The organism is Xanthomonas sp. fls2-241-TYG-148, assembly GCF_030208815.1.
Taxonomy (GTDB): domain Bacteria; phylum Pseudomonadota; class Gammaproteobacteria; order Xanthomonadales; family Xanthomonadaceae; genus Xanthomonas; species Xanthomonas campestris.
Window position 1 is genome coordinate 12749 of sequence record NZ_JARVTE010000002.1, and the last position, 26976, is coordinate 39724.

A 26976-nucleotide genomic window follows, 5' to 3' on the forward strand; every position below is an offset into this window, starting at 1 on the left:
CCATGAAGACGCTGATGATGCTGATCGTGGGCGTGCTGATCGGTGCGGCAGGGTATTGGTGGCTGGACCTGCGCCACGCCGCCGATCCTGTGGCTGCATCACAGTCGCTGGCGACGCCGGCCACGGCATCTGCGCCTGCTGCGCAAAGCACGCCTACATCAGCAGCACCTGAGGCGATGACTGCTGCTACACCGCTAGCGGCGGCACCTGAGCCGGCACAGGCGGCGAGCGCGATGGCGGCACCGGTCGGTGGCCCGTCCGCTGCACAGGCAGAGCAGGCATCGGCAAGCAACAACGTGGCCTTGCTGATCCCGGTGCAAGGCATCACCAGCAGCCAGTTGCAGGACACCTTCACCGACGCGCGCAGCGAAGGCCGCGTGCATGATGCGATCGACATCCTGGCGCCAGCCGGCACGCCGGTGCTCGCGGTGGCCGACGGCACCGTGGAGAAGTTGTTCGACAGCAAACGCGGCGGCTTGACGGTCTACCAGTTCGAGCCCGGCGGCAGGTACTGCTACTACTACGCGCATTTGCAGCGCTATGCGGACGGGTTGGCCGAAAAGCAGGTGATCAAGCGCGGGCAGCTGATCGGTTACGTCGGCAGCACCGGCAATGCCGATCCCGCCGCACCGCATCTGCATTTCGAGATTCACCGCCTCGGCCCGGAAAAGCAGTGGTGGAAGGGCGAGGCGTTGAACCCCTACCCCATCCTGCATGGCGATCAGCCCTTACGATGAAATCGCAGGTACCTATTGATTACCATGCGCTCTGATCGCAATACCGACTCAAAAAATCTTGTGACGAACGATTCTCCAAGTGTGTCCTTATCATGCCCTCTTGCCTTTCAAATACTAAACCGCTCGGTCATGCCGAGCGGTCAATGAGCAAGAATGGCCAAGCAACATCAGGTTGCAGGAGGGCTTGGTGTTCGCCCCTTGTTGATCGTGATGGTTTGGATGTACTCGCCATTTGCCCCGTACACGACCACGATGCGAACGTAAGCATCGTCATAGACGACCTGGCTACTGCAAGGACAGGTCGCTGAAGCGGTCACCATCCCCAGTGGTTTAGCATTTGCATCATCGACAAGAACCATTGGCGTCTCAGCGGCCGAGCCAAGCGGAAGCTGTTGCTGGGCACCAGGCGTTACCACAATGACCGTCAGCACCTCATCTTTCAATGAGTTGATCTGGACATATTTCAGCCCATCTTTTTCGAACGAGTAAACCTTGAACAATGGGGACAGACTGATATTCTTTGCGCCCGCTGGAATTCGCTCACCCATCCCACGAATCACGTTTAAAGGATTTAGCTTTTTCTCCGTAGCGCCGGTTTGATTTGCACCAAAAACTGCGAACAACACTGAGATAAATAGCAGAAACCTGAGCTGGATCGACATGGAATTCCCTTATCCTGGCCGGACTGGCGGTAAAAATTTACGTCCACAAAAACGCATAGCGCAAGTGCTTTTCGCTGAAAATCCAGATCACTTGGATCAACAGCCATGAAAGAATAAATCAATAAACATACCTCTGTTGAGTAGAGCCTTATCAGTACCGTGCGCGAAGGTGCTGACGGTCAACAGATCTCGACTCACCCGATACGAAGACATTTCAACTATCGCTTTAAAAGATATCAAAATTTAAACAGCTGATTTGAATCCACATGTTTTGTTGAAATTCTCTTGCCTTGCCACTCCAGGTATTGCCTGACCAAGCAACCACCCGAACTAGATCAGCATCCCACCCGATACCTCGATCCGCTGCGCATTGATCCAACCGGTGCCCGGCGCCAGCAGCGCCGCCACGACCGGCCCGATATCGTCCGGCTGCCCCGGCCGGCCCAATGCAGTGACCGAGGCCACCATCGCGTTCACCTGCGCGTTGTCGCGCACGCTGCCGCCGTTGAAGTCGGTTTCGATCGCGCCCGGCGCCAGGGTGTTGGCGGAAATACCGCGTGCGCCGAGCTCCTTGGCCAGGTAACGCGTGAACACTTCGATGCCGCCCTTCATCATGGCGTAGGCCGAAGACCCCGGCAGCGCGAAACGCGCCAGACCACTCGAGACATTGAGGATGCGCCCGCCGTCGGCAATCAACGGCAACAGGGTCTGGGTCAGGAAGTACGGCCCTTTCAGATGGATGTTCACCAGCGCATCGAACTGGTCCGCGGTGGTGTCGGCGATGGGCGCGTGCAAGCCGGTGCCGGCGTTGTTGACCAGCGCATCGAACTGGGTGCGCTCCCAACCGGCCAGCACGTCTTTGAGCCGCGCAGCGAAGTCGGCAAACGTGGACACATCTGCGGTATCCAGTTGCAGCGCATGCGCGCGGCGGCCCAGTTGCTGGATGTGGGCCACCACTGCGGCCGCGTCGTCGGCCTGGCGGTGATAGGTCAGCACGATGTCGTGGCCGGCGGCGGCCAGTGCGTGTGCGGCGTTGCGGCCCAGGCCGCGGCTGCCGCCGGTGATCAGGGTGATGGGCGTGGTGCTGTGCATGCCGTGCTCCGGGAGTGAATGGATAGGACGCAGGCTATTAGCCTTGCGGCATGACATAAATCGCCACATCCTGATTGCACCGTTCACTCTCAGCGACCAATCCATGGACACGATGGACACGCTCCGCGCCTTCCTCCGCGTTGCCGAACTCGGCAGCTTCACCCGTGCCGCCGAAACGCTGGGCCTGCCGAAGGCCAGCGTCTCCACTGCCGTGCAGCGGCTCGAAGCCTCGCTGGGCACCCAGCTCCTGCATCGCACCACCCGCCGCGTGCAACTCACCGCCGACGGCACCGCGTTCTACCAGCGCAGCCGCGATCTGCTCGACGACATGGACGAACTGCAGGGCATGTTCCAGCGCGACCACAGCCAGTTGCGCGGGCGTCTGCGCGTGGACATGTCGGCGGGCATCGCGCGGCAGTTCGTGATTCCCGCGCTGCCGGCCTTTCTTGCCCAGCACCCGCAGCTGGAGATCGAAATCAGCGGCACCGATCGCCGCGTGGACCTGGTGCGCGAGGGCTTCGATTGCGTGGTGCGGGTTGGCAGCGTGGAAGACACCAGCCTGGTCGGGCGGCCGCTGGGCGTGCTGCGCATCATCAATGTGGCCAGCGCGCAATACCTGGCGCAACGCGGCGTGCCACAGACGCTTGAGGATCTGGCGCAGCACGATCTGGTGCACTACGTCTCCACGCTGGGCCAACGCTCGCCCGGGTTCGAATACCACGACGGTGCGCAGTACCACTGGCTGCCGATGCGCGGCCCGGTGACGGTGAACAACGGCGATGCCTACCTTGCCGCCGCACGTGCGGGGCTGGGCATCATCCAGGCACCGGCCAGCCCGCTGCAGGCGCATCTGGACAGTGGCGCGTTGGTGGAAGTGTTGGCGCAGATGGCACCGGAGCCGATGCCGGTCACGCTGCTGTATGCGCAGCGCCGGCATCTGCCGCAGCGCGTGCGTCTGTTCATGGACTGGATTGCGCAAGTGATGGCGCCGCATCTGGAGCCGCATTTGCCTTGAATCAGCGTCGGCGCTGGTGTGGCGCTACAGCGCCGGCGCGCGCGCCATGTAGACGGGCGTCGGCATGCCAATCTGTCACTGCTTTAAGTGGCAACAGTGTCGCAAGCGTTCGCGTCTCGCAGAATCTCAACGCAAACAATCCTTGTTCCTGGCTACGTGGAAAACGTCGTCGCAGTCGCAAGAGAACGATATTTACAGATCAGCACCGCACAAAAAACACAGGCATCTCTGCGAGATGCCTGTGTGATTGCCAAGCCCATCAGACGGTGAAACGCCCCAGGCGTGCGTCGATCAGAACGTGTAGTTGAAGGTCAGCATGCCGTTGCGCGATGCGCCCCATGCGCCGTAGCCGCCATTGAATTGCGCGTAGTAACGCTTGTCGAGCAGGTTGTCGACATTGAGCTGCACCGAGAACTGCGGTGACAGGCGATAGCGCGCAAACGCGCTGACCAGGGCATAGGCACTCTGCTGGAACGCGCCGTACACCGGGTCCACGTAGTACGAACGGTTCTGCCAGTTGACGCCGCCGCCCACGGTCAGATCGCTCCACGCACCTTGCGGGGTGTAGCTGTTGAACAGCTTGAGGGTGGTGCGCGGCAGCTGCGTATTGATCGACGTGCCGCTGTCATCGCGGGCGGTGTAATGCGAGGCACCAAAGGTGGTGTTCCAACCGGCGGTCACACGGCCGGAGATCTCGAAGTCGAAGCCTTCGCTGACCACGCCGTTGGCGGCCTCATACGCCGATTCGCTGCTACCGGGAACGAAGCCGCCGGTGGCCACGCCCAGGTTGTCTTGCTCGATGCGGAACACCGCAAGCGAGGCGTTGAGCTTGTCGTCGAACCAGGCAGCCTTGACGCCGGCTTCGTAGCCCTTGCCGGTCAACGGATCCAGGTAGCCGCCGTTGGCATCGCGCAAGGTCTGCGGGTTGAAGATTTCGGTGTAGCTGACGTAGGTGGACCACACGTCGTTGATGTCGTAGACCAGACCGGCGTACGGGGTGACTTCGGTCTGGGTGTCGGAGAACGGTACAAGCCCCTGCGCGGCATCGAAGTTACCGCCATCGATCTGCCAGTCGGTGTAGCGCGCGCCCACCAGCAGCGTCAGCGGGTCGGCCAGCGAGAAACGGCCCGCCACGTAGGCAGCCTTCTGCTTGATCGTGCCGGTGCTCTGCACCGTGCGCGGGCTCCAGTTGGGTTCCGGATACGCGCCATTCCAACCGAAGTAAGTATCCAGCGGCGCCGGGAAATCGAAGGTGCCGTTGTTGGTGAATTCGCGGCGGTTGTAACTGGCGCCGGCGACCAGGTGATGCTCGCGGCCAAACAGCTGGAACGGGCCTTCCGCGTACACGTCGGCGCCGTCGGCCTTGCGCTCGGTGAGGTAGTTACCCGAATACGGCACGACACCGCCGCCGGTGGCGCGGTCGAAACCGAAGATCGTATAGAACGGATAGAACAGATGATTGGCCGCTTCGGTCTTCTCATGGCTGACATTGGCCTTGAGCGTCCAGCCGTTATCGAAGCCCTGCTGCAGGCTGGCGAAGGTGCGCTGCAGACGCGTATCCCAGAACGTCCAATCGGCGGCCGGATTGAACGAGCGGTCGTAATTGGTGCGCGTGCCGTCGCTGAAGAACAGGGGGAAGCCGCCCCAGGTGACGTCGTCCGATTCCTTCTTCTGGTACTCGTAGCCAACGCTCAGCAGCGTGCTATCGGTGAGGTCGGCATCGATGATCGCCGAGCCGATCTTCTTGCGAAGGTTGTAGCGGTCCATGTCCGATTCGCCGTCCTGGTAGACGCCGATCACGCGCGCGCGCACATTGCCGCCGGGGCTGAGCGGCACGGTGACATCGGCCACGCTGCGGGTCTTGTTGAAATCGCCGCCGCCCACCGACACGGTGCCGGTGAACTCGCGGCTCACCGCATGCTTGCGCACCAGATTGATCGAGGCGGACGGATTGCCCGAGCCGGTGAGCAGGCCGGTGGCCCCGCGCACCACTTCAACGCGGTCGTACAAGGCCACGTCCAGCGCCGAGTCGCCGTAGCTCCAGGCCTGCTCCATGTAGGCCGGGATGCCATCGAACTGATAGTTGTCGATGTAGAAACCGCGCGCGTAGAACTCCAGGCGCTCGCTGTCGCTCTGCGCCACCGAAATGCCGGTGACGTTGTTGAGCACATCGGTGATGCTCTGCAGGTTCTGGTCGTCCATGCGGTCGCGGGTGATGACCGTGACCGACTGCGGAATCTCGCGCAGCGACAGGTTCATGCGCGTGCCGGCGGTGGTTTTCTCCACCGTGTAGCCGCGCTCGCCGGTGACGTTCACGCCATCGAGCGTGGTGACCTCGGCATCGGCGGCGGCGGCGGCCTCAGCAGCGGGCGCTTCGGCCAGGGCCTGGCCGGCCGTCATCGTGCACAGCGCCGCGAACAGCGCGCGCGGCAGGACATGGCGGCGCGCGCCCACGTAAGGAAGACGCATCTGGGTACTACGGTTCATCGGGGGACTCCAACGCAGACGGATTGGGCCGCACGCGATCGCAGCGCCGGCAACAAAAGGGGGGAGGAACGAGTGCCATACCACCGGCAGTGCGCTATTTTAATGGGAATGATTCACATTTTAAATAGCAAATCAGACCTGTTTTGGCATCCCAGCTAGTGAAGCGAGCGCTACCTGAGGCTGGTTCGTACCATGCTGGAGCGCGTCAGTCCGGCACGGTGCCGGTGCCAGCGACCCGCCACGGCGGTCGAGTCCACGATCTCATGGCGCAGTGTCTTCACTGGATCCGCTCTGCAGATCCGCATGGCGGCGTTACGTGATCCTGCGGCTATCGAGCAAACAAAGCCCGCATGGCGCACGCGTGCTTGCGACGCGCTTGTCCGCCCAGGCAGATCAGTACTCACAGCCATTGCGGCCGAGTTCGCCCATGCGCAACACTCGACGCGGATGCCGCGCACCAGCGGAACAACGGACCGTCGCCCAGCGCATGCCGGGCGCCTGCGCACCAGGGAGCATATGAACAACTCTTGGAAGGTGTTTGCATTACTGGCGCTGTGCGCGCCTGTGGTAGGCGTGGCAGCACCAAAACAATCCGCACTGGCCGACACCTGCCGGGTGCCCGGTGCGCCGGTCCATGAGGCAGGCCTTGTACAGATCGGCGGGATCCAGCAATGGGTGACGGTCGAGGGCGCCGACTGCCGCAATCCGGTGGTGTTGATCGTCCATGGCGGGCCGGGCAACCCCAATACCCCATTCGCGCAGCACCTATTCGGCAGTTGGACGCGCGACTTCACCATCGTGCAATGGGATCAGCGCGGCTCGGGCAAGACCTACGCCGCCAACAAGCCTGCCGAGGGCGAAGCGCTGACCATGCAACGGCTGACGCAAGACGGTGTTGAGGTGGCGCGCCATGCGATGCAACAGCTCGGCAAGCGCAAGGTCATCCTTATGGGTGGCTCGTGGGGCTCGGCCTTGGCCGTCCACATGGCCAAGGCCAACTCTGAGCTGTTCCATGCGTATGTCGGCACCGCGCAGCTGGTCAACTACCAGGACGACGTGGCGGCCGGCTATGCCGCGACCATGCAGATGGTGCAGGCAGCCAACGATCATGATGCGCTCGGCAAGCTCGAACAGATCGGCCCGCCGCCGTGGACCAACCCGCGCAATTTCGGGATTCTGCGGCGCGTGAGCCGCAAGTACGAAGCGTTGCGGACCGAGCCGGCGCCGATCGACTGGTTCAGATTTTCTGCCGAGTACGACACGCCCGAGTATCGCGCGGCCTACGAGGCCGGCGAGGACTATTCCTTCCTGCAATTTGTCGGGCTGGCGGGTAATGGCATGGGGCCGCAGATCAACCTGCGCGCACTCGGGCCGGCCTTCGCAATGCCGGTCTACCTGCTGCAAGGCGACCAGGATCTGGTCACGCCGCTGACGGTCAGCAAAGCGTATTTCGAAATGCTGTCAGCGCCGACCAAGGAGTTCCTGATCCTGCCGCGCACTGGCCACGACCCCAACCCGACCATGATGGACACGCAGTTGCAGGTGTTGACCACCCGGGTCCGTGCGCAGGCAGTGGCGAACGACGCGCGCTGATCCCGTCAATGCCGGGCCAAGACGCTTGCACCTCTGCGCCCGGCTTTATCGGGTGCACTTGTTTTTACGCGTTTGCACCGCTGTGCAGCTAGTGACCTCCACGCAGTGATGCATGGATCTGGGCCGCCGCCTGTGTGCGCCAGATCGACCTCTGCGTCGCCGACATGCACCGCCAGTGATTCACCACGCCGCCACGTCTTGAACTGCACGTGGCGGTGCATGCTGCCTGCCCGCAGCATCACCCATCGCGCAGACCTTCCAAGAAAAAAGCCGGCTTTCGCCGGCTTTTTTTCAATCAACACTACAACGCATTACAGCGCCTTGGCGGCCTCGACCACGTGCTCGGCGGTGATCTTGAAGTACGCATACAGCTGGTCGGCGGGTGCCGACGCGCCGAACGTGTCGATCCCGATCACCGCACCGTCCAGGCCCACGTACTTGCGCCAGAAGCCGGTCACGCCCGCTTCCACCGCCACGCGCTTGCGCACGGCATTGGGCAGCACCTGCTCGCGGTACGCGGCATCCTGGCGATCGAACACGTCGGTGGACGGCATCGACACCACGCGTGTCTTCAGCCCGGCCGCATCCAGCGTCTTCTTCGCTTCCACCGCCAAGCCCACTTCCGAGCCGGTGCCGATCAGGATCACGTCGGGCGTGCCGCCTTCGGCATCGGCCAACACGTAACCGCCGCGTTCGATCAGTTTGATCTGCTCGGCGCTGCGCGGCTGGTGCTGCAGATTCTGGCGACTGAACACCAGGCAGCTCGGGCCGTCCTTGCGAGTGATCGCGGCCTTCCAGCTCACCGCCGACTCCACCGCATCGCCCGGGCGCCACACATCGTTGTTGGGGATGTAGCGCAGCGAGGCCAGGTGCTCCACCGGCTGATGGGTCGGGCCGTCTTCGCCCAGGCCGATCGAGTCGTGCGTGTACACATGGATGGCATGCGCCGGATTCAACGCGCTCATGCGCACGCCGTTACGCGCGTAGTCGCTGAACACCAGGAAGGTGGCGTCGAACGGGATGAAGCCGCCATGCAGCGCCAGGCCGTTGGCAATGGCGGTCATGCCGAATTCGCGCACGCCGTAATACACGTAGTTGGCGTTCGGGTCGTCGGTGGCGACCGACTTGCTGGCCTTCCACAAGGTGAGGTTGGAATGCGCCAGGTCGGCCGAGCCGCCGACCAGTTCCGGCAGCAGCGGGGCGAACGCTTCGATCGCCAGCTGCGATGCCTTGCGCGAGGCGATGGTCTGGCCGTCTTCCTGCGCCTTGGCGATGTAGGCATCGGCCTGGGCGATGAAGTCGGCCGGCAACTCGGCGTGCGAGCGACGGGTCAGTTCGGCAGCTTCGGCCGCGTATTGCTTGCCGTACTTGTCGAACAACTGCTCCCACTCGGCCTGACGCAGCGTGCCGGTGCCGCCTGCGCGCCAGCCGGCGTAGATCTCTTCGGGAATTTCGAACGGGCCGTACGGCCACTCCAGCGCCTTGCGTGCGCCTTCCAGTTCTTCCTTGCCCAGCGGTGCGCCGTGCGAGGATTCCTTGCCGGACTTGGTGGGCGCACCGAAGCCGATCTTGGTGCGGCAGCAGATCAGCGTGGGCTTGTCGCTGTTTTCCAGCGCCGCCTCGATGGCCGCCTTGATCTTGTCGGCGTCGTGCCCGTCCACATCACGGATCACATGCCAGCCATAGGCTTCGAAGCGTGCCGGGGTGTTGTCGCTGAACCAGCCGGCAGTGTTGCCGTCGATCGAGATCTGGTTGTTGTCCCAGAACGCGACCAGCTTGCCCAGGCCCCAGGTACCGGCCAGCGAGGCGGCCTCGTGCGAGATGCCCTCCATCATGCAACCGTCGCCCATGAACACCCAGGTGCGGTGGTCGACGATTTCCAGTTCGGGCCGGTTATAGCGCTGTGCCAGCAACTTCTCGGCCAGCGCGAACCCGACTGCATTGGCAAAGCCCTGCCCCAGCGGCCCGGTGGTGGTTTCCACCCCAGGCGTTTCGCTGCGCTCAGGGTGGCCGGCGGTCTTGCTGTGCAACTGACGGAACTGCTTGAGCTGCTCGATCGGCAGGTCGTAGCCGGACAGGTGCAGCAGCGCGTACTGCAGCATCGACCCGTGTCCGTTGGACAGCACGAAACGGTCGCGGTTGAACCACTGCGGATTGTTCGGGTTGTGCCGGAAGAAATCGTTCCACAGCACTTCGGCGATATCGGCCATGCCCATGGGCATGCCGGGGTGGCCGGACTTTGCGGCTTCGACCGCATCGGCGGCGAGGAAACGGATGGCGTTGGCCAGCTGGCGGCGGGTGGGCTGGGTCATGGGCGTCTATGGAAGCGGAGGGGAACACCGCTGGAAGCGGAGACCCGTATTCTCCCACAGAGCGTGTTAGGGGGCGGGATTCGGGAGTGGGGATTCGGGATTGGTGAAGCCGGCGCTTGGCCGGTTCGGCCTCGTCCGTGTGTCCAGATGCGACCTGAGGCGGAGCACATTACGGCGCTCATGCCTGCCACGTATCGCAACACGCGCAACAGCCCGCTTCAACGAATCCCAAATCCCGAATCCCAAATCCCCAACCTATTTCTCACCCTTAGCCACCAGCGTCGTCAACGCCAGATCGCCGGTGACATTCAGCGCGGTGCGGCACATGTCCAGGAAGTGATTGACGCCCAGGATCATGCCGATGCCGACCGGGTTGACCCCGACCATCGCGCAGATCAGCGCCACCACCGGCAGCGAGCCGGAGGGCACGCCGGCGGTGCCGATGCCGCCCAGAATGCAGACGATCATCACCATGAATTGCTGGCCGATGCTCAGGTCCACATTGAAGAACTGCGCCAGGAAGATCACCGTCACGCCTTCGAACAGCGCGGTGCCGTTCTGGTTGGCGGTGGCGCCCACGGTGAGCACGAAGCGCGAGACCCGCGGTGGCAAGCCCATCTCGTCGGCCACGCGCAAGGCAGTCGGCAGGGTCGCGTTGCTGGAAGCGGTGGAGAACGCCATCAGCGTGGCCTCCTGCGTCTGCCGGAAGAAGCCGATCGGCGAACGCCCGGCGAACTTCACCGCCAGCCCGTAGCTGACCACCATGTGCAGGCCCAGCGCCAGCACCACGACGCCGACGTAGGCGCCCAGGCGAATCAGCAGATCGAAGCCGAACAACGCAGCCAGATTGAACATGAAACAGGCCACCGCGTACGGCGCCAGGCGGATCACCAGCCCGATCAGGGTCATCGAGATCTCGAAGATGCCTTCGATGCCACGCTTGAGCGTGGCCACTTTTTCATCGGCGGTGAGCACCATGCCCACGCCGAACATCACCGCGAAGAACATCAGCGACAGGATCGCGCCATTGCTCGAGGCCGCCGCAATCACGTTGTTCGGCACAATGGAAAGCAGCATGTCCATGCCCTGCGGCTGAGTGCCGGAGCTGGAGATGATCTCGCGGGTGCGGTCGGCATTTTCCTGGATCAACTGGTTGGCCAGTTGCGGGTCCACGCCTGCACCGGGCTTGAGCACATTGACCAAAACCAAGCCCAGCAACACCGCAATGCCCGACAACACCACCGTGTAGCCCAGCGTGCGCCAGCCCACCCGGCCCAACGCGCGGATATCGCCCATTTCCGCAATGCCGACCACCAGCGCCGAAAACAGCAGCGGTACGATCAGCATGAAGATCAGATTGAGGAAGATCTGCGAGAACGGCGTGGTGACGTACTTGGTCACCAGCCGCACCCACTCGGCGTCGCTCCCAGCCAAGTAGTACACGGCCAGACCCAGCACCAGGCCGATGGCGAAGCCAATGCCCATCTTCCAATGCAGGGGCAGGCCTGGGCGGCGCGCGGCTGGGGATGCGGTCATCGGGACAGGCCTTGGTCTGGACACAAAGGCCGGAGCTTAACAAACACCATCGGCGCGGCCACCTACCCAAGGCGCGCCATGCGCCCATCCTTAGGGTAGGCCCGCCTCTCGACACCATGTGCTGCAGACGTTGGAACGGCAGCAAACGGCGCTCATCTTGCACGACGTCAAGGCGCAGCCACCCAAAGGCGCAAGCAGCACCTGCATCAGCGCGGGCGCGCACTACCCCAACCTATTTGCGGTGTTGAAACGACGCACCGACCAGCGTGCCAGGCCCTTGCCCGCCCACCGTCGCGGGACCTTTGGCGGCATGGATGCCGCCAAAGAGCTACAGGGACGTACTTGCGGCGTGTCCCGCGATGGTGGGCGGGCAAGGGCCCTGCAGCAGCCCCGCAGCCATAACGCTCTGCGCGCTCTTCATCCCGCACACCTATGCCGTACGCAGCCGAAACGCAATCAGTCATCACGCAAGACCACGCAGTAGCGCTGGCAGCGGCCAGGTCCTGCGCACCCGACTTAACCTTGCCGTGGCTCGTCTGTCGTGTCGCTGTCGCGGCAGCGCAAGCAATCAACGCGCCGGCGGATAGAGCGGTGCCAGCACCTCCGGCTCTGCTGCCGTGGCGTGATGCCAGCGCGGGCCATTGGCGAACGCCTCGCGCAAGGCAGCGCGCGCAGCAGTCACATCGCCATCGCCACCCCAACGGGCGCGTTGCATCTGTGCCACCGCCGCGCGCTGAGCCGGGTCGCTCAAGGCTGCCAGCACACTGTCGATGTCGGCAACGCCGGCCATGCCGCACAGTACCGTGGCCACATCGTCCATGCCACCGGTATCGAGCGCACGGCGCAGGTCGGCCACGCTATGGGTGGCGCGCCTGCCGGGCGCCGGCGCAGCAGCACCAGCACCGGCGGCCACCGTGCGCGCTCCAACGCGACGCTGACGCAGCGCCCAGACCAGGGTGGCAATCCACAGCACCGCGAAACCCGCCGCCGCCGCGATCCAGCCCCACGGACGCGAGGCCGCAGGGGCGCCCTGCAGGCGCAGCGTGCTGGCCGCCGGCGCAGGTGCCACGGCCTCGCCAGCTGGCTGGCTGGCAGGCGAAGGCGCCGCTGCGGGCGCTGCGAATGCACCGCTGCCTGCCGCCACATCCAGCGTGAGGTCCGGCAGCGATGCGGTCTTCGCCGCTGCCGCGCCCACATCCCACCACGCCACCTGCAGGCCAGGAATCAACAGTGGGCCTGCACGATTGGGCACGATCGAATAGCGCCGCGTCAGCCGCAGCTGTGGCGAGCCATCGACAAACCGCTCCTCGTACTGCGCCGGTTCGGCAAACACTTGCGCGTCCGGCACGCTGGGCGTGGGCAGCTCCGGAAACTGCGCCTGGGTGGCGCCGCGTGCGCTGGCTTCCACCACGATCTGCGCTGCCTCGCCGGCGGTGGCCCGCTGCGGCGTGGAGGTGTAGCGCAGCGTCAGGCTGCGCAACGGCAACCACGGCTGCGGTGCATTGGCCGGCTGCGCGCGCACCTGCAGCGGAATGCTGGCGCTGCGGGCGTTCAATTCGCCATTGCCGCGCCCGAAATAATCGTCGAAGAACCCACCCACCGCGCGCCCGTTGAAGCGGGCCGGCGGCACCACCAGGCGGCCGCTGCGCTCGGGAACCAGCAGGTAGCGCCGTTCCACCACGTTGTACTGCCGCCCGTTCACCGCCTTGGCCGAACTCACGTCATCGCCAACGCGCTGCAGCGACGCGCCATCGGGGGCTTGCAGATCCAATTCGCCGGAGGCCAGCTGGGTGGCGTAGTACAGCCGCACCACCACGCCCACGCTCTGCTGCACGTAGGGCTGCGGGTCGTCCAACTGGGTTTCGACGAACGCTTCTTCGTTGCCGCGCGCCGCGCTTGCGCCAGCGGGCCCCGGAGCACCGGCATCGACAGCCGTAGCCACCACCTGCAGCCGAAGCGGCTCGGTGCGCTCGTTGCCGACCCGGATCGCCGGCACGATGATCTCGCCAGTCTGGCGTGGTGTGATCACCACCCTGAACAACGCCCGGATGGTCACCGAACCATTGGTCACCTGCATCTGCTGGTTGGCGTTCTTGGCCCCCAGCCCGAACCCACCGCGCAACGGGCCGTAATCGGGTTCGGCGCCGCGCTGGTCGGTCTCGATGTTCAAGGTCACCGCATCGCCCGCATCGATGCTGTCACGGTCCAGCCAGGCGCGCGTCACCGCGCCGGCGGGCAACGCCAGGATCGCCACGCTGCTGCTCAGCAGCCATATCGCCACACGGCGCCAGTGCCCGTTGCCCGTCATTGTCCGTCCCGTTGCCTGCGTTCGTGTTCCAGCCTGAATTTGGCGCGCAACAGGCTGCCCGGATCGTCCGGCACGCGCCGGATCCATGCATCCACCGCCTGCCGTTGCTCGCGCTGCTCCGGCGTTTCTGCCGCGGCCGCGGCGGCGGCCTGCTGCTCCTTGGTGGGCGCGCCCTTGGCACCAGCCTGCGCCATGGCCTGTTCCATCTTGCGGCGTTGCGCTGCATCGGCCTGCTGCTGGGCCTGGGCATCCGGCGTCTGCGGCGGGCTGTCGGGCTGTTTTTGCTTGCCCTGCCCCGCTGGCGACGGCTGGCCCGGCGTCTGGCCGTCCTTGGGCGGCTGCGAAGACGGCTTGCCGTCCCGGCCGCCCTTGCCATCTTTCCCATCCTTCCCATCCTTCCCGTCCTTGCCGTCCTTGCCGGCAGTTTGTTCCGGCTTGCCCTGCCCGTCCGTGTTCTGATCCTGCTGTTTGTCGCCCTTGTTCTGGTCCTGCGGCGGCTTGCCCTTGCCGTCCTTGTTCTGCTGCTGACGCTTGCGCGCCGCGTCCACCGCGGCGCGGTTGGCGATGGCGTCCTGCAGCTGGGGTTGTTGCCGCAGCGCACGGTCATAGGCGGCAATCGCATCGTCGTAACGCCCCTGACGGGCCAGCGCATTGCCAAGGTTGTACCAGCCCTGGTCGGTGGGCACGGCCTCGAAGGCCTTCTGCGCGGCGGCGAAATCGCCCTTGCGGTAGGCCTGCACGCCGGCGTCCAGGCGTTGCTGCTGCACCTGGTCGGCGCGCTGCCACAACGTCCCTTCCGCCGCCTGCGCCGGTTGGACAAAGGGCCCGAAACACAACAACGCCAGCACCATCACCGCGGCGCGCCGGCGGAACGCCAACAACGCCAGCGCCATCACCGGGAACAGCAACCAGTAGCCCTCATCGAGCCAGGTCTTGCTGCCGTTCGCGGCGGCGGCGGCCTCGTCGGCCGCGGGTTGTTGTGCCGGGTCCAGCACGCCCAGCGCACGCAGGTCGGCATCGTCAGCGGCAAGCGGTGCATAACGACCACCGCCCTGGCCGGCGAGATCGCGCAAGCTCGCTTCGTCCAGCCGCGCCTGCGCGATCTCACCCGACGCGGCGCGGTAGGCCGCGCCACGCGCGCTGCCCACCCCCAAGGTGGAGACATTAAAGCCGCGCGAGCGCGCGACCCGCGCCGCGCTTTCGGCCGACTCATCGGCACTGTCGCTCATCACCAGGATGTCGCCCTGCTTGAAGCCAGCTTGCGACAGCAGCTGCACCGCCGCTTCGATGGCGCGATCGGCACGCTTGCCATCCACCGGCATCACCGACGGCGACAACGCATCCAGAAACAAGGCCACGTTGGCCGCATCTTCGGTCAGCGGCGCCACGGTGAAACTCTCGCCCGCGTACGCCAGCAACGCCATATCGCCACCGGCACGTTCGCGCAACAGCGTGGCCAGCTTGGCGCGTGCCTGCAGCAACCGCGAGGGCGGCAAATCGTTGGCGTTGATGCTGGAGGACAGATCCAACGCCACCACCAACGGCCGGTTGGATTGATACACCGGCCGCTCGGTTTGCCGCCAACTGGGCCCACTCATCGCAACGACCGCCACGCTGTAGGCCACAACCGCAAGCACAAAACCGAACCACCCACGGCGGCCGCCGGTCACCAGCAGCTGTGGCAATAGATGCGCATCGACACTTTGCCGCCACACGTCCGCGTCGCGCTGGCGCAGGAACCACAGCACTGCCGCTGGCACGATCAACACCAGCGCCCACAGCAGTTGCGGACGCAGCAGATGCAGCGTGTGCAACGCAGTACTCAGCGTGTTCATCGCCATCTCCGCGGCAATGCGTAGGCCAGCAACCCAATCAGCAGTGCCGCTCCCAACGGCCAGTAATAACGCTCGACCTTCGGCTGCACCGATGGCCCGGCGGCCTTCACCGGCTCCAGGCGATCCAGCTCGGCGTAGATGCCGGCCAGCTCCTCGGTATCGCGGGCACGGAAGAAGCGCCCACCGGTCTGCTCGGCAATCTTGCGCAGGCCGTCTTCGTCGATGTCGTCGCCACCACCGGCTGGAATCGGCACACCGAACAACGAATAGCTCCCGCTGCCACCGAAGGCGATGGTGTGCACGCGCACGCCCTCGGCCTTGGCAAGCTCGGCCGCCTTCAGCGGGTTGAGGACACCAGCGGTGTTGACGCCGTCAGTGAGCAGCACTACGACACGCTGGCCCTGGCGCTGCTCGCGCAGACGCTTGACCGACAAGGCAATGGCATCGCCGATCGCGGTTTCGCGCCCGGCCAGGCCCACCACGCTGTCAGCCAGCTGATCGCGCACGCTGGTGAGGTCGGCGGTCAGCGGCGTCAACGCATAGGCACGCTGCCCGAATACCAACAGGCCCACCCGGTCGCCTTCGCGCCGGTCCAGAAAGTCCGAGAGCACCGCCTTGGCCGCAGTCAGGCGGTCCACCACGTTGCCGCCCAGCACCATGTCCGGTTCGCTCATGCTGCCGGACAGGTCCACCGCCAGCATCATCTGGCGTGCCTCCCGCGGCGGCTGGATCACCTCGCCCAGTTGTTGCGGACGCGCCAGCGCGGCACACAGCAAAAACCATCCCAGCCACGCCAGCCAGCGCGGTGCACGCAGCGATGGAATGCGTGGCGCACTTACCATCGCACGCAGTTGCTGGGCATACGGCACGCGCAATGCGGATGCCTGCGTGCGCCGCTGCGGCCAGAACCACATCAGCAACGGCAGCGGCATCAACCACCACGCCCACGGCCACGCGCAGTGCGCCAGCGCATCCTGCCATTGCGACCACTGCAGCCAGTTCATCGCCGCCCCTGCATCAGGCGAAGGAAGCGTTGGCGTGCCAGCTGCTCCACCGCCGCAAGATCGCTCACTGCCGGGTCACGTTGAAACCCACCGTCCAGCAACACACGGCCGGGGCCCTGCGAAAACGCATGGCCCTTGCGGCCATCCAGCAATTGCAGCCAGGCCTCGCCCTGCAGCCGATCGGCCTGCGGGTCGACCGTGCGCGCGGCACGCCGCAGCAACGCCGACAGCGCCGCCAGCCGCTGCGCCGGCGTGCTGGCCGCCTGCAGCGCAGCGTCGAAGGTCGCCGCCCAGCGTTGGGCACGCCGACGGCGACGCCACCACCACCACGCCAGCGTGCCCAGCACCAAAACGATTGCCGCGATCACCAGCCACCAGCCCAAGGCCAGCGGCCACCACGACGGTGACGGCGGCAGGTGCACATCGCGCAGCGCAAGGGTGTCGGGCGTCATCGCGATGACTCCCGCACCGAAGAGATGCCGCCGCCCAGCCAGGCATCGCTGGCATCGGCCGTGGACAGACGGTGCAGGCGCACCCCACGGGCCTGCAGCAGCGTCGACAACCGTTCCAGCGGCGCGACGAATTCGGCATTCCACTGCGCGCGCCCGGCCTGCGTGGTGAGGTCCACGGTGATCCGTTGCCCGCCCGCGTCGAAAGTGAGCGCACGCGCGGGCGGTGCCAGCTCCAGTGGATCCACCAGCACGATCACCACCACCTCGTGATGCAGGGCGAGCCCCGACCAGCGCGACTCGGGCACCGCGGCGGCACTACGTGCATCGGCGAGCACGGTCAGGCGTGCGCCCGGGCGCAACAGACGTGCCGCATGGTCGAGCCCGACCTGCAACCCGGCATCATCAGCCGGCGGCTGCGCATACCACCGCGCCAAGGCATCCAGCACCGGCAACACCCCGCGCTGCCCAGCGCGCGGCGCAATCGGCGCTTCGCTCGCGGTGCCACGCAACGCGGCAATCCGGTCGCCCTGCCGCTGCGCCAGCCAGGCCGCCACGGCACCGGCGCGTGCCGCCTGCACCGACTTGTAGCGCACCCGGGTGCCGAAGAAGAGCGCAGGCGCCGTATCGGCCACGATCAGGCTCAACCGCTCGCGTTCGGCCTGAAACAACTTGGTGTGCGCGCGTCCGGTGCGTGCGGTGACGCGCCAGTCGATATGCCGCGCATCATCGCCGGCCACGTAATCGCGCGACTCGGCGTATTCCATGCCACGCCCGCGTGTTGCCGCCGGCACCGGACCCACGAGGCCATGCCGGCCACGGCCCGGTTGATGCCGCTGGCGAGCGGCACCGCGCAACGCAATCAACTCGGCCAGCTGCGGACGCACGCCATCGCCAGCGACGGACAACGGGGCAGCAGCAGACGGCGAGGACGGCATCGAGGCGATCGGCTTCGGGCGAAAGGGCGGCATACCGCAGCGACGCTACCCGATCAGGGCAGCGGAATCTTTTCCAACAGCGCGGCGACCAGACGTTCGCCATCCCAGCCTTCGGCTGTGGCTTCGTAGCTGGGCAGCACGCGATGGCGCAGCACGTCCGGCGCGATGGCGCGGATATCGTCCGGGGTCACGTAATCGCGGCCGGCCAACCACGCGCGCGCGCGCGCGCAGCGTTCCAGCGCGATCGATCCACGCGGGCTTGCGCCCCAGGCGATACGCCGCGCCAGCGCAGGGTCGTAACGCTGCGCATCGCGCGACGCCAGCACGATCTCGATCAGGTAGCGCTCGAGCTGCGGCGCAAGATGCACATCCAGCACCACGCGGCGTGCGGCGAACACATCCTCCAGCGGAATCTTGTCCGGCACCGCCGCATGCTTTTCCAGGGTATCGCGTGCGGTTTCACGCGCCAGCCGCAGGATCTCGGCCTCCGCATCGGCCTGCGGATACCCGATCCGCACATGCATCAGAAAGCGGTCCAACTGCGCCTCCGGCAGCGGGAACGTGCCCTCCTGCTCGATCGGATTCTGCGTGGCCATCACCAGGAACAGCTGCGGCAAGGCATAGGTATGCCGGCCCACCGTGACCTGCCGCTCGCCCATCGCCTCCAGCAGCGCCGACTGCACCTTGGCCGGCGCACGGTTGATTTCATCGGCGAGCAAAATTGGATGGAAGATCGGCCCGGGCATGAACTCGAAGCGCCCTTCCTGCGGCCGCCAGATCTCGGTGCCGGTCAGATCGGCCGGCAGCAGGTCCGGCGTGAACTGGACGCGCGCAAAATCGGTTTCCAGCCGTGAGGCCAGTGCGCGGATGGCGGTGGTCTTGGCCAGACCGGGCGCGCCCTCCACCAACAGGTGGCCGTCGGCCAGCAAGGCGATCAGCAGCCGCTCGACCAACGCGGACTGCCCCACGATGCGTTGCGCCAGCGACTCGCGCAGCGCGGTGAATTGACCATGCAGCCGGTCCTCGGCGGGCGCGGCGGCGGCTTCTGGCGGAAGGAGCGGCGGAGCGTTCATAGACCCAGTGTGACCGATTCGAACGCGATTGGTTCACTGTGCAGGCGGAAGATGTTCAGTAGGCGATATGAATCGTGATTCTGAGCAACTCATCGGCAGACCGGCCGACATGACTCGCCGATGCATCCAGCGTTCTCAGGAAACGGCAGGAGTCTCAGCCGAGTAGAGCAATCGCCACTCATTTCACAGCCAAGCCCCGCATCTATCTTTTAACCAGCATTAAAAGAAAGAGGCCGCTTGCGCGGCCTCTTTCTTGGCAGTCATGCAGTACCAATTATTGACCGGCGTTAGCAACGCGCAGCACCTTGGGCGTCACAAAAACCAGCAGCTCCGCTTTTTCTTTACTGCGACCGCGCTTCTTGAACAGGTTGCCGAGGAACGGGATATCGCCGAGGAACGGTACCTTTGCGATGCTTTCACGATCATTGAATTCGTATACGCCACCGATGACAACTGTTTCACCGTCGCCAACCAGCACCGCGGTATTGACTTCACGTCGATTAATTTCTGGCACCGTGCCATAGCCATCGAGCACGATGAAACGCGCAACCTCGTCCTTCTTGACGTTCATATTCAAGAACACACGATTGTCATTGGTGATGGTCGGGGTGACCTTGAGTTCCAACAACACTTCCTTGAACTGCACATTCGCCTGCGATTGACCGCCGCCGCTTGCAGCAGTAATGGTTACATAGCCGATCTCACGGCCCTGCTTGATCACACCTTCACGTTGATTTGCAGTGACGATGCGCGGATTGGAGACGACCTCTCCTCGCCCTTCCTCCTGCATTGCGGACAGTTCCATATCCAAAGCAAAGTTACGCCCCAGTAGGGTGTATGCGATGGCACCTGGCGTATTAGTTGTGAACAATCCGCCTGCGGGAAGATTAAAGTTCAATCCATTGGGAACATTGTGAATACCGTCGTTGATGATGGACACATTGTTCGAAGTACTACCACTGATAACGCTGGTATTGTCACCATACTGACGACGGCCTGCGATACCAAAACGCGCCCCCAAATCCCGCGCGAACGTATCGGTCGCAATCACGATCCGGCTTTCGATCAGCACCTGATCCACCGGACGATCGATATGCGAAATCAGCTCGCGCATCTGCGCGACCTTCTTCGGGATATCGCTGATCATCAAGGTATTGGTGCGCTCGTCGGCTACCAGGCGACCGCGCGGCGAGAGGAAGCCATTATCCTGCTGCCCGGCACCACCCTGACCACCCTGGCCGCCGCCGCCGCCGCCGCCAATGCCCTTGGCCTCGGTCAGCGCTTTAAAGATCACCGCGGCATTGTGGTAATTGATCTGCACATAATCGGTGATCAGGTCTTCGCGGTTCTCAATCGCGATGCGGGCGTCTTCCTTGTCCTGTTCGAACTTGGCCAGCTCCGGCTGCGGGGCAACCCAGACCACGCCGCCATCGCGGCGCTTGTCCAGGCCTTTGGCGCGCAGCACGATGTCCAGTGCCTGGTCCCACGGCACGTTCATCAGGCGCAGCGTGACATTGCCCTGGACCGTATCGGAAGCCACGATGTTGAGGTTGGATTCCTCGGCGATCAGCTGCAGCACGGTGCGCACCGGCACGTCCTGGAAGTTGAAGGTCACCGGGCGGCCGCTGTAGCCGCGCGCGGCGATCTGCGCGGCAGCCTGCGTCACCGCGCTAGCGCTCACGCCGCCAACGGCCGGCTGGCCCTTGCGCGGGGTGATTTCCACCACGTATTCGTTGCCGGTCTGGTAAGCCAGCGAGTCGAATGCACCCTTGGTCGACAGCACCAGCTGCGAGCCGCCACCGGATGGCTTGACCTCGACGCGCTGCACCGGGGTGGCGAAGTCGGTGACGTTGAGCGGGCGCTGCAGTTCGGCAGGCAGGCGGGCGTTGCTGATGTCGACCAGCACGTTGTCGCCTTGGGTGCGCAGGTCGGGGCTGGCGCCCTGGCCGTCGAACTGCAGGATCAGGCGGCCTGCACCGTCATCGCCGCGTTTGAAGTCGATCTTGGACACCGCCAGGCTGGCCGGAGCGGTCTTGGCCGGATCCTGCGCAGGCTGGGCCAGCGCGGCGGCGGCAAACGAACTGCCGCTCGCCAGCGCCAGCGCGAACCCCAGCGCGCAGGCCCGGAGCATTGCCTGGCGCCGGACCGGACGCAGGCGCTGGGCGTTGGAAAAAGTCATCGTGCTATCCCCTATCACTTTATTGATCATCCAATGCGAGCGCGGCAGGCCGTTCCAGCCATCCACCCGCACCGTCCGGTACAAGTTCAATCAGCTCGATGCGGTCTTCGTAGACCCCGGTCACCCGGCCATCGCTCTGTCCCAGATACACACCCGGCCGCACCCGGTAGGTCACCTTGTCAGGCGCCATGACCAATGCGATCAGGCCCGAGCCACCTCCAATGGTCCCCACCATGTCGAGGGCGTCGAGCGGGAAGGCTTCCAACGGCTCCTTGCGCCGGTTCGGATCCGGTCGCGTGCCATTGCCGCCTTCCGCGCTGACCCAGGCATCGCTGAACGGGTCGCGCATCACTTGCGCCGCGTATTCGAACGTTTCGAACTGCTGCATCACCGGCAACGGCTCCAGCGGCGGCGCAGGACGCGCACGCACTTCGGCCACCCAGGCTTCCAGATTCGGCGCATCGCCCGGAGTGCTGGTCACACCGCGGGTGCACGCCGGCAGCACTGCAATTAGCGCCACGCAGGACAGGATCTTGAGCAATTTCATGGTCATTGGCCGCCCTTCTTCGCCGCGTCGGCCGCAGCCTTTTCCTGCTCGGCCATTTCCTCATCGTCCAGATAACGATAGGTCTTGACCGTGCCGGACAGCTCCAGCGCCCCCCGTGGGGTGATGCCGGCCTTGGCGTCCTTGGGCTTGAGGTTGATGTCGTGCATGGTCAGGATCACCACGCGCGGCAGCGAGGCCACACCGCTGACGAAGGCGCCGAACTGGTGGTAGCTGCCCACCATGCGCAGGGCGATCGGCTTCTCGGCGTAGAACTCCTTCGGCGATTCCGGACCCGGCTGGAACAGCTCGTTGGACAGGCCGCTGGACAGCGCGGTCTGCGAGATGTCGATGATCAGGTCCGGCATTTCGGTCTTGCTGGGCAGCTGGCGCAGCATCTGCTGCAGCACCTGCTCCATCTGCGCGAGCTGCTGCTTGAGCGGCTCCAGATTCACCGCACGGCCCTGCTGGGTCTCGAACTCGGTGCGCAACTGCGTTTCGGTGCCTTCCAGGCCTTCGAGTTCATCGCGCTTGCTGCTGATCAACAGAAACCAGGCCAGCACCATGATGAACAGGCCGACGACCACGCAGAACACGATGCGCGCCTGCTGCGGCCAGCCGCCGATGTTGTTGAAGTCCAGATCGCTGAGCTTGAATGATTTCTTACTCATGACGCCGCCCCCTCCTGCGGCCGGGTGGCTTGCGCCGGTGCCGCTTGTGCGGGTGCAGGTGCGGCCGGCGCAGGCGTTGTCGCCGGTGTCGCTGCTGGCGCAGGCGCTGCGCCGGCCGGCGTGGCCGCCGGGGTTGCCCCCGGTGCCTGGCCGTCAACCGGCGCGGTACCGTTCTTGTCGGCCTCGTTCGGGTTGGCCAGCTTGACCTTCAGCGTGAACACGTACGGCAAGGTCTTGGTGTCCATCGACGAAGCCACAGGCTGGCCGGCGGCCTTGTCCTGGCTCTTGGCCTCGATGATCGACAGGTCCGGATTGGTCATCCAACCCGAGCCTTCCAGGTTGCGCATGTAGGCACTGACGCGCGCGTTGGACTGCGAGCGACCTTCCAGCGTGAGGATGTCGCCATCCTGCTTGATGTTGGTCAGCGCCACGCCATCGGGAATGGTGCGCACCAGCGAATCGAACAGGTGCACCATCTGCGAGCGATTGGCCTGCAGTTCCTCGATGACCTTCTTGCGCGCCAGCAGGCGGTCCTTCTTCTTGTCGAGTTCCTTGATCTCTTCGTTCTGCGCCTTGACCTTGTCGATCTCGGTGGTCAGGAACGCGTTGCGCTCGGTCTGCCCGCTGATCTGCCCGTCGTAGTAGAACCAGATCAACGCCGACAACACCACGCCAGCGAGCGCGGCGAAGCCGAGCATCGAATAGAACTCACGCTCGCGCGCCTTCCGGCGCTCGGCGCGCCAGGGCAATAGATTGATTCTTGCCATCAGTCAAAGCTCCTCAGGGCCAGGCCGGTGGCGATCATCAATGCAGGCGCATCCAGCGCCAGCGCATGGGCCTGAACCTTCGGGCCCAGCGTCATCTGTGCCAGCGGGTTGGCGACCACGGTGGTCACGCCCAGCTGTTCTTCCACCATCTCGGGCAGACGCGACAACGCGGCGCAGCCGCCTGCCAGCACGATGCAATCGACGCGATTGAACTCGCTGCCCGCATAGAAGAACTGCAACAGGCGGCTGATCTGCTGCACCGTCGCTTCCTTGAACGGCTCCAGCACTTCGACCTCGTAGCTCTCCGGCAGGCCGCCCTGACGCTTGGCCAGGCCAGCTTCTTCATAGGTCAGGCCGTAGCGGCGCATGACTTCGTCGGTGAGCTGCTTGCCACCGAACACCTGCTCGCGGCTGTAGAGGCTGCGCCCGGAGCGCAGCACGCTCAGCGTGGTCATGGTCGCGCCGATGTCCACCAGCGCCACCACCGCATCGGCGGCGACCGGCAATTCGCTGGCAACCAGGGCAAAGGCGTTCTCGACCGCGAATGCCTCCACGTCCATCACCTTGGCGACCAGGCCGCCGAGCTCCAGCGCCGATTGGCGCAGCTCGACGTTTTCCGAACGCGACGCCGCCAGCAGCACCTGGACCATGTCCGGGCTGTTGGGCATCGGGCCGAGCACCTCGAAATCGAGATTCACTTCCTCGATCGGGTACGGGATGTAGTTGGTGGCTTCCAGCTCGACCTGGGCTTCCAGATCGCTATCGTCCAGATCCGCCGGCATGGGGATCAGCTTGGTGATCACCGCCGAGCCAGCCACGGCCGCTGCCGCGTTCTTGGCCTTGCTGCCGGAACGGTTGATGGCACGGCGAATGGCTTCGCCCACCGCTTCGACTTCGACGATGTTCTTTTCCACCACCGCATTCGGCGGCAACGGTTCCACAGCGTAATGTTCCACGCGAAAACGATTTCCGCTGCGCGACAGCTGCAATAGCTTGACCGCAGTGGAACTGATGTCGACACCAATAAGTGGCGACTGACTCTTGGGTAAAAGCCCCACGGAAACTCCCCTGCCGACGGGCACTTGGACGCATGTGTTGCGTCCTCGCATTAATAATCAAATTTTAACAGTTGACAACCCCTTCACGCACGAAGCAATAGCCCCATGACGTGACCCCAGTGGTGTCTTCTGCGATCCCCAGAGTTCGGCCCCAGCCAAACCCGGCGTCATCTATACTCTGTGACCAAGAAATCTGCAATCGGAATCTCTCTTACATGCCCCGTATTCGCCGTTGGCTGGGCTGGATCCTGGCCACGCTCGTCGTGCTTGCCGTGCTTGGTGCTATTGCCGCCGGCGGCTTGTACTACGCCATTTCCTCCAAGTTGCCGGACGTGCAATCGCTCAAGCAGGTCGAACTGCAGGAGCCGATGTACGTGTACTCGAGCGATGGCCGGCTGATGGCCGTCTATGGCGAGACGCGCCGCTACCCCATCCAGATGAAGGAGGTTCCGGAGCGGCTCAAGCAGGCGTTCCTGGCCACCGAGGATGCGCGCTTCTACGAGCATGGCGGCGTGGACTACAAGGGCATCGCCCGCGCGGTGTGGCTGCTGGCCAGTACCGACGCCAAGCGCGTGCCGGGTGGCTCGACCATCACCCAGCAGGTGGCTCGGCAGTTCTTCCTCAATTCCGAATACAGCTACACCCGCAAGCTGGCCGAGATCCTGCTGGCGCGCAAGATCGAGGGCGAGCTGACCAAGGACGAGATCTTCGAGCTGTATTTGAACAAGAGCTTCTTCGGTAACCGCGCGTACGGCGTGGGTGCTGCAGCCGAGTACTACTACGGCAAGAAGATGGCCGACCTGAGCCTGGACGAGATGGCATCGCTGGCCGGCATCCCCAAGTTCCCGTCCAGCGGCAACCCGATCAGCAACCCGGAGCGCGCGCGCGAACGCCGCGACTACTACGTGCTGCAGCGCATGGCCGACCTGGGCTTCGTCACCCAGGCCGAGGCCGACGCGGCCAAGGCGGTGCCGATGCACGCCAAGCCGCACGAGCCGCCGGTGGAGGTCTATGCCCCATACGTGGCCGAGTTGGTGCGCCAGGAAATGATCGCCAAGTACGGCGGCGACGTGCTCAACAGGGGCTACCACGTCACCACCACCATCGATTCCACCTTGCAGATCGGCGCCGATGCGGCAGTTGCCGAAGGCCTGCGCCTGTACGACCACCGCCATGGCTGGCACGGCGTGGAGCAGCATTTCGATGTCGCCGCCGATGCGGATGCGCCAGCCCTGGCCAAGCATCTGTCGGGCGTGTTCACCCAAGGCGGCCTGCGTGCCGTGATCGTGGCGCGCACCAACGCCGACGGCGGTGTGACCGTCGTGCAGAGCGACAAGACCGAGCTGACCTTGCCGGTCAGCGCCAGCCGCTGGACCAACAAGACCCCGGCCAAGCTGTTGACCCGCGGCGACCTGACCCGGATTCGTGCCGGCGAAAAGGACGGCGAGTGGATCATCGATCAGCTGCCGCGCGGCCAGGCCGCGTTGGTGTCGCTGGACGCCAACAGTGGCGCGCTGCGCGCCCTGGTCGGCGGCTTCAGCTTTGCCGGCAACAAGTTCAACCGCGCCACCCAGGCACGGCGCCAGCCGGGCTCGAGCTTCAAGCCGTTCGTGTATGCGGCGGCCTTCGAGAAGGGCTTCAACCCGGCCTCGATTGTGCTGGATGCACCGGTGGTGTTCCGCGACCGCCGCGGCAAGACCTGGTCGCCGCAGAACGATGGCGGCGGCTTCCGTGGGCCGATGCGCCTGCGTGAGGCGCTGGTGCAGTCGCGCAATCTGGTGTCGGTGCGTTTGCTGGATGCGATCAGCGTCGATTTCGCGCGCAAGTACATCAGCCAGTTCGGCTTTCAGGAGGCCGAGCTGCCGCCCAACCTGTCGATGTCGCTGGGCACCGCATCGCTGACGCCGCTGTCGGTGGCACGCGGTTACGCGGTGTTCGCCAATGGCGGCTCACGTGTGGACACCTGGATCGTGGACGAGGTGAAGGACCGCGACGGCAATGTGGTCTTCAAGGAAGTGCCAGCCGTGGCCTGCCGCACCTGCGCTACACAGGGCGGCACCGCCGCCCCGGTCAGCCAGGTGGTGGACGGCTTCAACTTCGGCGCGCCCGCGCTGCCCAAGTCGATCGAGCCAGCCGCCGCGACGCCTGCCACGCCTGCCACGCCTGCGGAAACTACCCCCGCAGCCACCGCCGAAACCAAGATCGCGCCCCGCGCCATCGACGAGCGCACTGCGTATCAGCTGGTCTCGATGATGCGCGACGTGGTCCAGCGCGGCACCGGCACCGCGGCCAAGGTGCTGGGACGCGAAGATGTGGGTGGCAAGACCGGCTCCACCAACGATCACCGCGACGCCTGGTTCTCCGGCTTTGGCGGCCCGTACGCCACCACGGTGTGGGTTGGTCGCGACGACTTCCGCTCGCTGGGGTATCGCGAATACGGCGGCAAGGCCGCGCTGCCGATCTGGATCGACTACATGCGCGTGGCCTTGAAGGACAAGCCGATCGCGGCCAACGACCCGCCCGATGGCATGACACAGGCGACCATCAATGGCGCGGTGGAGTGGGTCAAGAACGAAGACCTCGACCGTCTGCAGGATTACGATTACGGTCTGCAGGAACAGCAGGACGAAAAAGCGTTCGACATCTTCTAAAGCTGTTCCAGGCGGTGTGATGCCAGCAGCGGAGCCCAGGTGGCTCCGCTGTTTTTTTTGGGCAA

The 26976-nt window shown here is 64.8% G+C and carries 20 protein-coding genes; 4 read left to right on the forward strand and 16 right to left on the reverse strand.

Annotation, left to right across the window (positions count from 1 at the left end):
- Positions 1 to 2: 2 nt before the first annotated feature.
- Positions 3 to 737, forward strand: a complete 735-nt coding sequence (locus tag QRM60_RS04860) for a M23 family metallopeptidase (RefSeq protein WP_115556663.1) — start codon at positions 3 to 5, stop codon at positions 735 to 737.
- Positions 738 to 904: 167 nt separating this feature from the next.
- Here the strand turns inward: QRM60_RS04860 and QRM60_RS04865 are convergent, their stop codons facing one another.
- Complete coding sequence (locus QRM60_RS04865) at positions 905 to 1399, reverse strand: hypothetical protein (protein WP_115556664.1); 495 nt, start codon at positions 1397 to 1399, stop codon at positions 905 to 907.
- 330 nt (positions 1400 to 1729) lie between these two features.
- Positions 1730 to 2491: an SDR family oxidoreductase gene (locus tag QRM60_RS04870; RefSeq protein WP_273671473.1), complete on the reverse strand. Its 762-nt coding sequence runs from the start codon at positions 2489 to 2491 to the stop codon at positions 1730 to 1732.
- 103 nt (positions 2492 to 2594) lie between these two features.
- Between QRM60_RS04870 and QRM60_RS04875 the strand changes: the two genes are divergently transcribed.
- Positions 2595 to 3506: a LysR family transcriptional regulator gene (locus QRM60_RS04875; protein WP_285445733.1), complete on the forward strand. Its 912-nt coding sequence runs from the start codon at positions 2595 to 2597 to the stop codon at positions 3504 to 3506.
- A gap of 291 nt (positions 3507 to 3797) precedes the next feature.
- On the opposite strand, the gene fhuE is transcribed toward QRM60_RS04875, so the two are convergent.
- Positions 3798 to 5993 carry a ferric-rhodotorulic acid/ferric-coprogen receptor FhuE gene (fhuE, locus tag QRM60_RS04880; RefSeq protein WP_285445734.1) on the reverse strand — a complete coding sequence of 732 codons (2196 nt, stop codon included), beginning with the start codon at positions 5991 to 5993 and terminating at the stop codon, positions 3798 to 3800.
- Positions 5994 to 6590: 597 nt separating this feature from the next.
- Here fhuE and QRM60_RS04885 point away from each other — a divergent pair.
- Positions 6591 to 7586 (forward strand): alpha/beta hydrolase, encoded by a 996-nt coding sequence (locus QRM60_RS04885; RefSeq protein WP_115557477.1) that lies wholly within the window; start codon positions 6591 to 6593, stop codon positions 7584 to 7586.
- A gap of 311 nt (positions 7587 to 7897) precedes the next feature.
- Here the strand turns inward: QRM60_RS04885 and tkt are convergent, their stop codons facing one another.
- The 13 genes from tkt to QRM60_RS04950 all read right to left on the reverse strand — a co-directional run bounded on the left by tkt (position 7898) and on the right by QRM60_RS04950 (position 24260).
- Positions 7898 to 9898, reverse strand: coding sequence for a transketolase (gene tkt, locus QRM60_RS04890; RefSeq protein ID WP_285445735.1), 2001 nt, complete (start codon positions 9896 to 9898; stop codon positions 7898 to 7900).
- 255 nt (positions 9899 to 10153) lie between these two features.
- Positions 10154 to 11434 (reverse strand): dicarboxylate/amino acid:cation symporter, encoded by a 1281-nt coding sequence (locus QRM60_RS04895; RefSeq protein WP_192883978.1) that lies wholly within the window; start codon positions 11432 to 11434, stop codon positions 10154 to 10156.
- Between the two features lie 568 nt (positions 11435 to 12002).
- Positions 12003 to 13742 carry a BatD family protein gene (locus tag QRM60_RS04900; RefSeq protein ID WP_285445736.1) on the reverse strand — a complete coding sequence of 580 codons (1740 nt, stop codon included), beginning with the start codon at positions 13740 to 13742 and terminating at the stop codon, positions 12003 to 12005.
- A complete protein-coding gene (locus QRM60_RS04905; RefSeq protein WP_285445737.1) occupies positions 13739 to 15583 on the reverse strand; it encodes a VWA domain-containing protein in 1845 nt (614 codons plus the stop codon). The genes QRM60_RS04900 and QRM60_RS04905 overlap by 4 nt, the downstream gene beginning before the upstream one ends.
- A complete protein-coding gene (locus QRM60_RS04910; RefSeq protein ID WP_011038327.1) occupies positions 15574 to 16581 on the reverse strand; it encodes a VWA domain-containing protein in 1008 nt (335 codons plus the stop codon). The genes QRM60_RS04905 and QRM60_RS04910 overlap by 10 nt, the downstream gene beginning before the upstream one ends.
- A complete protein-coding gene (locus tag QRM60_RS04915) occupies positions 16578 to 17033 on the reverse strand; it encodes a DUF4381 domain-containing protein (RefSeq protein ID WP_285445738.1) in 456 nt (151 codons plus the stop codon). The genes QRM60_RS04910 and QRM60_RS04915 overlap by 4 nt, the downstream gene beginning before the upstream one ends.
- Positions 17030 to 18001 carry a DUF58 domain-containing protein gene (locus QRM60_RS04920; protein ID WP_285445739.1) on the reverse strand — a complete coding sequence of 324 codons (972 nt, stop codon included), beginning with the start codon at positions 17999 to 18001 and terminating at the stop codon, positions 17030 to 17032. The genes QRM60_RS04915 and QRM60_RS04920 overlap by 4 nt, the downstream gene beginning before the upstream one ends.
- Before the next feature lie 20 nt (positions 18002 to 18021).
- On the reverse strand, positions 18022 to 19041 hold the full coding sequence (locus QRM60_RS04925; RefSeq protein WP_115575788.1) for a MoxR family ATPase: 1020 nt from the start codon (positions 19039 to 19041) through the stop codon (positions 18022 to 18024).
- A gap of 274 nt (positions 19042 to 19315) precedes the next feature.
- Positions 19316 to 21220, reverse strand: coding sequence for a type IV pilus secretin PilQ family protein (locus QRM60_RS04930; protein ID WP_115571808.1), 1905 nt, complete (start codon positions 21218 to 21220; stop codon positions 19316 to 19318).
- Positions 21221 to 21239: 19 nt separating this feature from the next.
- Positions 21240 to 21773 carry a pilus assembly protein PilP gene (locus QRM60_RS04935; protein ID WP_011038332.1) on the reverse strand — a complete coding sequence of 178 codons (534 nt, stop codon included), beginning with the start codon at positions 21771 to 21773 and terminating at the stop codon, positions 21240 to 21242.
- Entirely contained in the window at positions 21770 to 22435 is a 666-nt protein-coding gene (locus QRM60_RS04940; protein ID WP_011038333.1) for a type 4a pilus biogenesis protein PilO, read from the reverse strand. The genes QRM60_RS04935 and QRM60_RS04940 overlap by 4 nt, the downstream gene beginning before the upstream one ends.
- The gene (locus tag QRM60_RS04945) at positions 22432 to 23202 is read right to left on the reverse strand and encodes a PilN domain-containing protein (RefSeq protein ID WP_115556673.1); all 771 of its coding nucleotides are present in this window, start codon (positions 23200 to 23202) and stop codon (positions 22432 to 22434) included. The genes QRM60_RS04940 and QRM60_RS04945 overlap by 4 nt, the downstream gene beginning before the upstream one ends.
- Entirely contained in the window at positions 23202 to 24260 is a 1059-nt protein-coding gene (locus tag QRM60_RS04950; RefSeq protein ID WP_016944654.1) for a pilus assembly protein PilM, read from the reverse strand. The genes QRM60_RS04945 and QRM60_RS04950 overlap by 1 nt, the downstream gene beginning before the upstream one ends.
- 215 nt (positions 24261 to 24475) lie before the next feature.
- Between QRM60_RS04950 and QRM60_RS04955 the strand changes: the two genes are divergently transcribed.
- On the forward strand, positions 24476 to 26911 hold the full coding sequence (locus QRM60_RS04955; protein ID WP_161962784.1) for a penicillin-binding protein 1A: 2436 nt from the start codon (positions 24476 to 24478) through the stop codon (positions 26909 to 26911).
- The last annotated feature ends 65 nt before the right edge of the window (positions 26912 to 26976 follow it).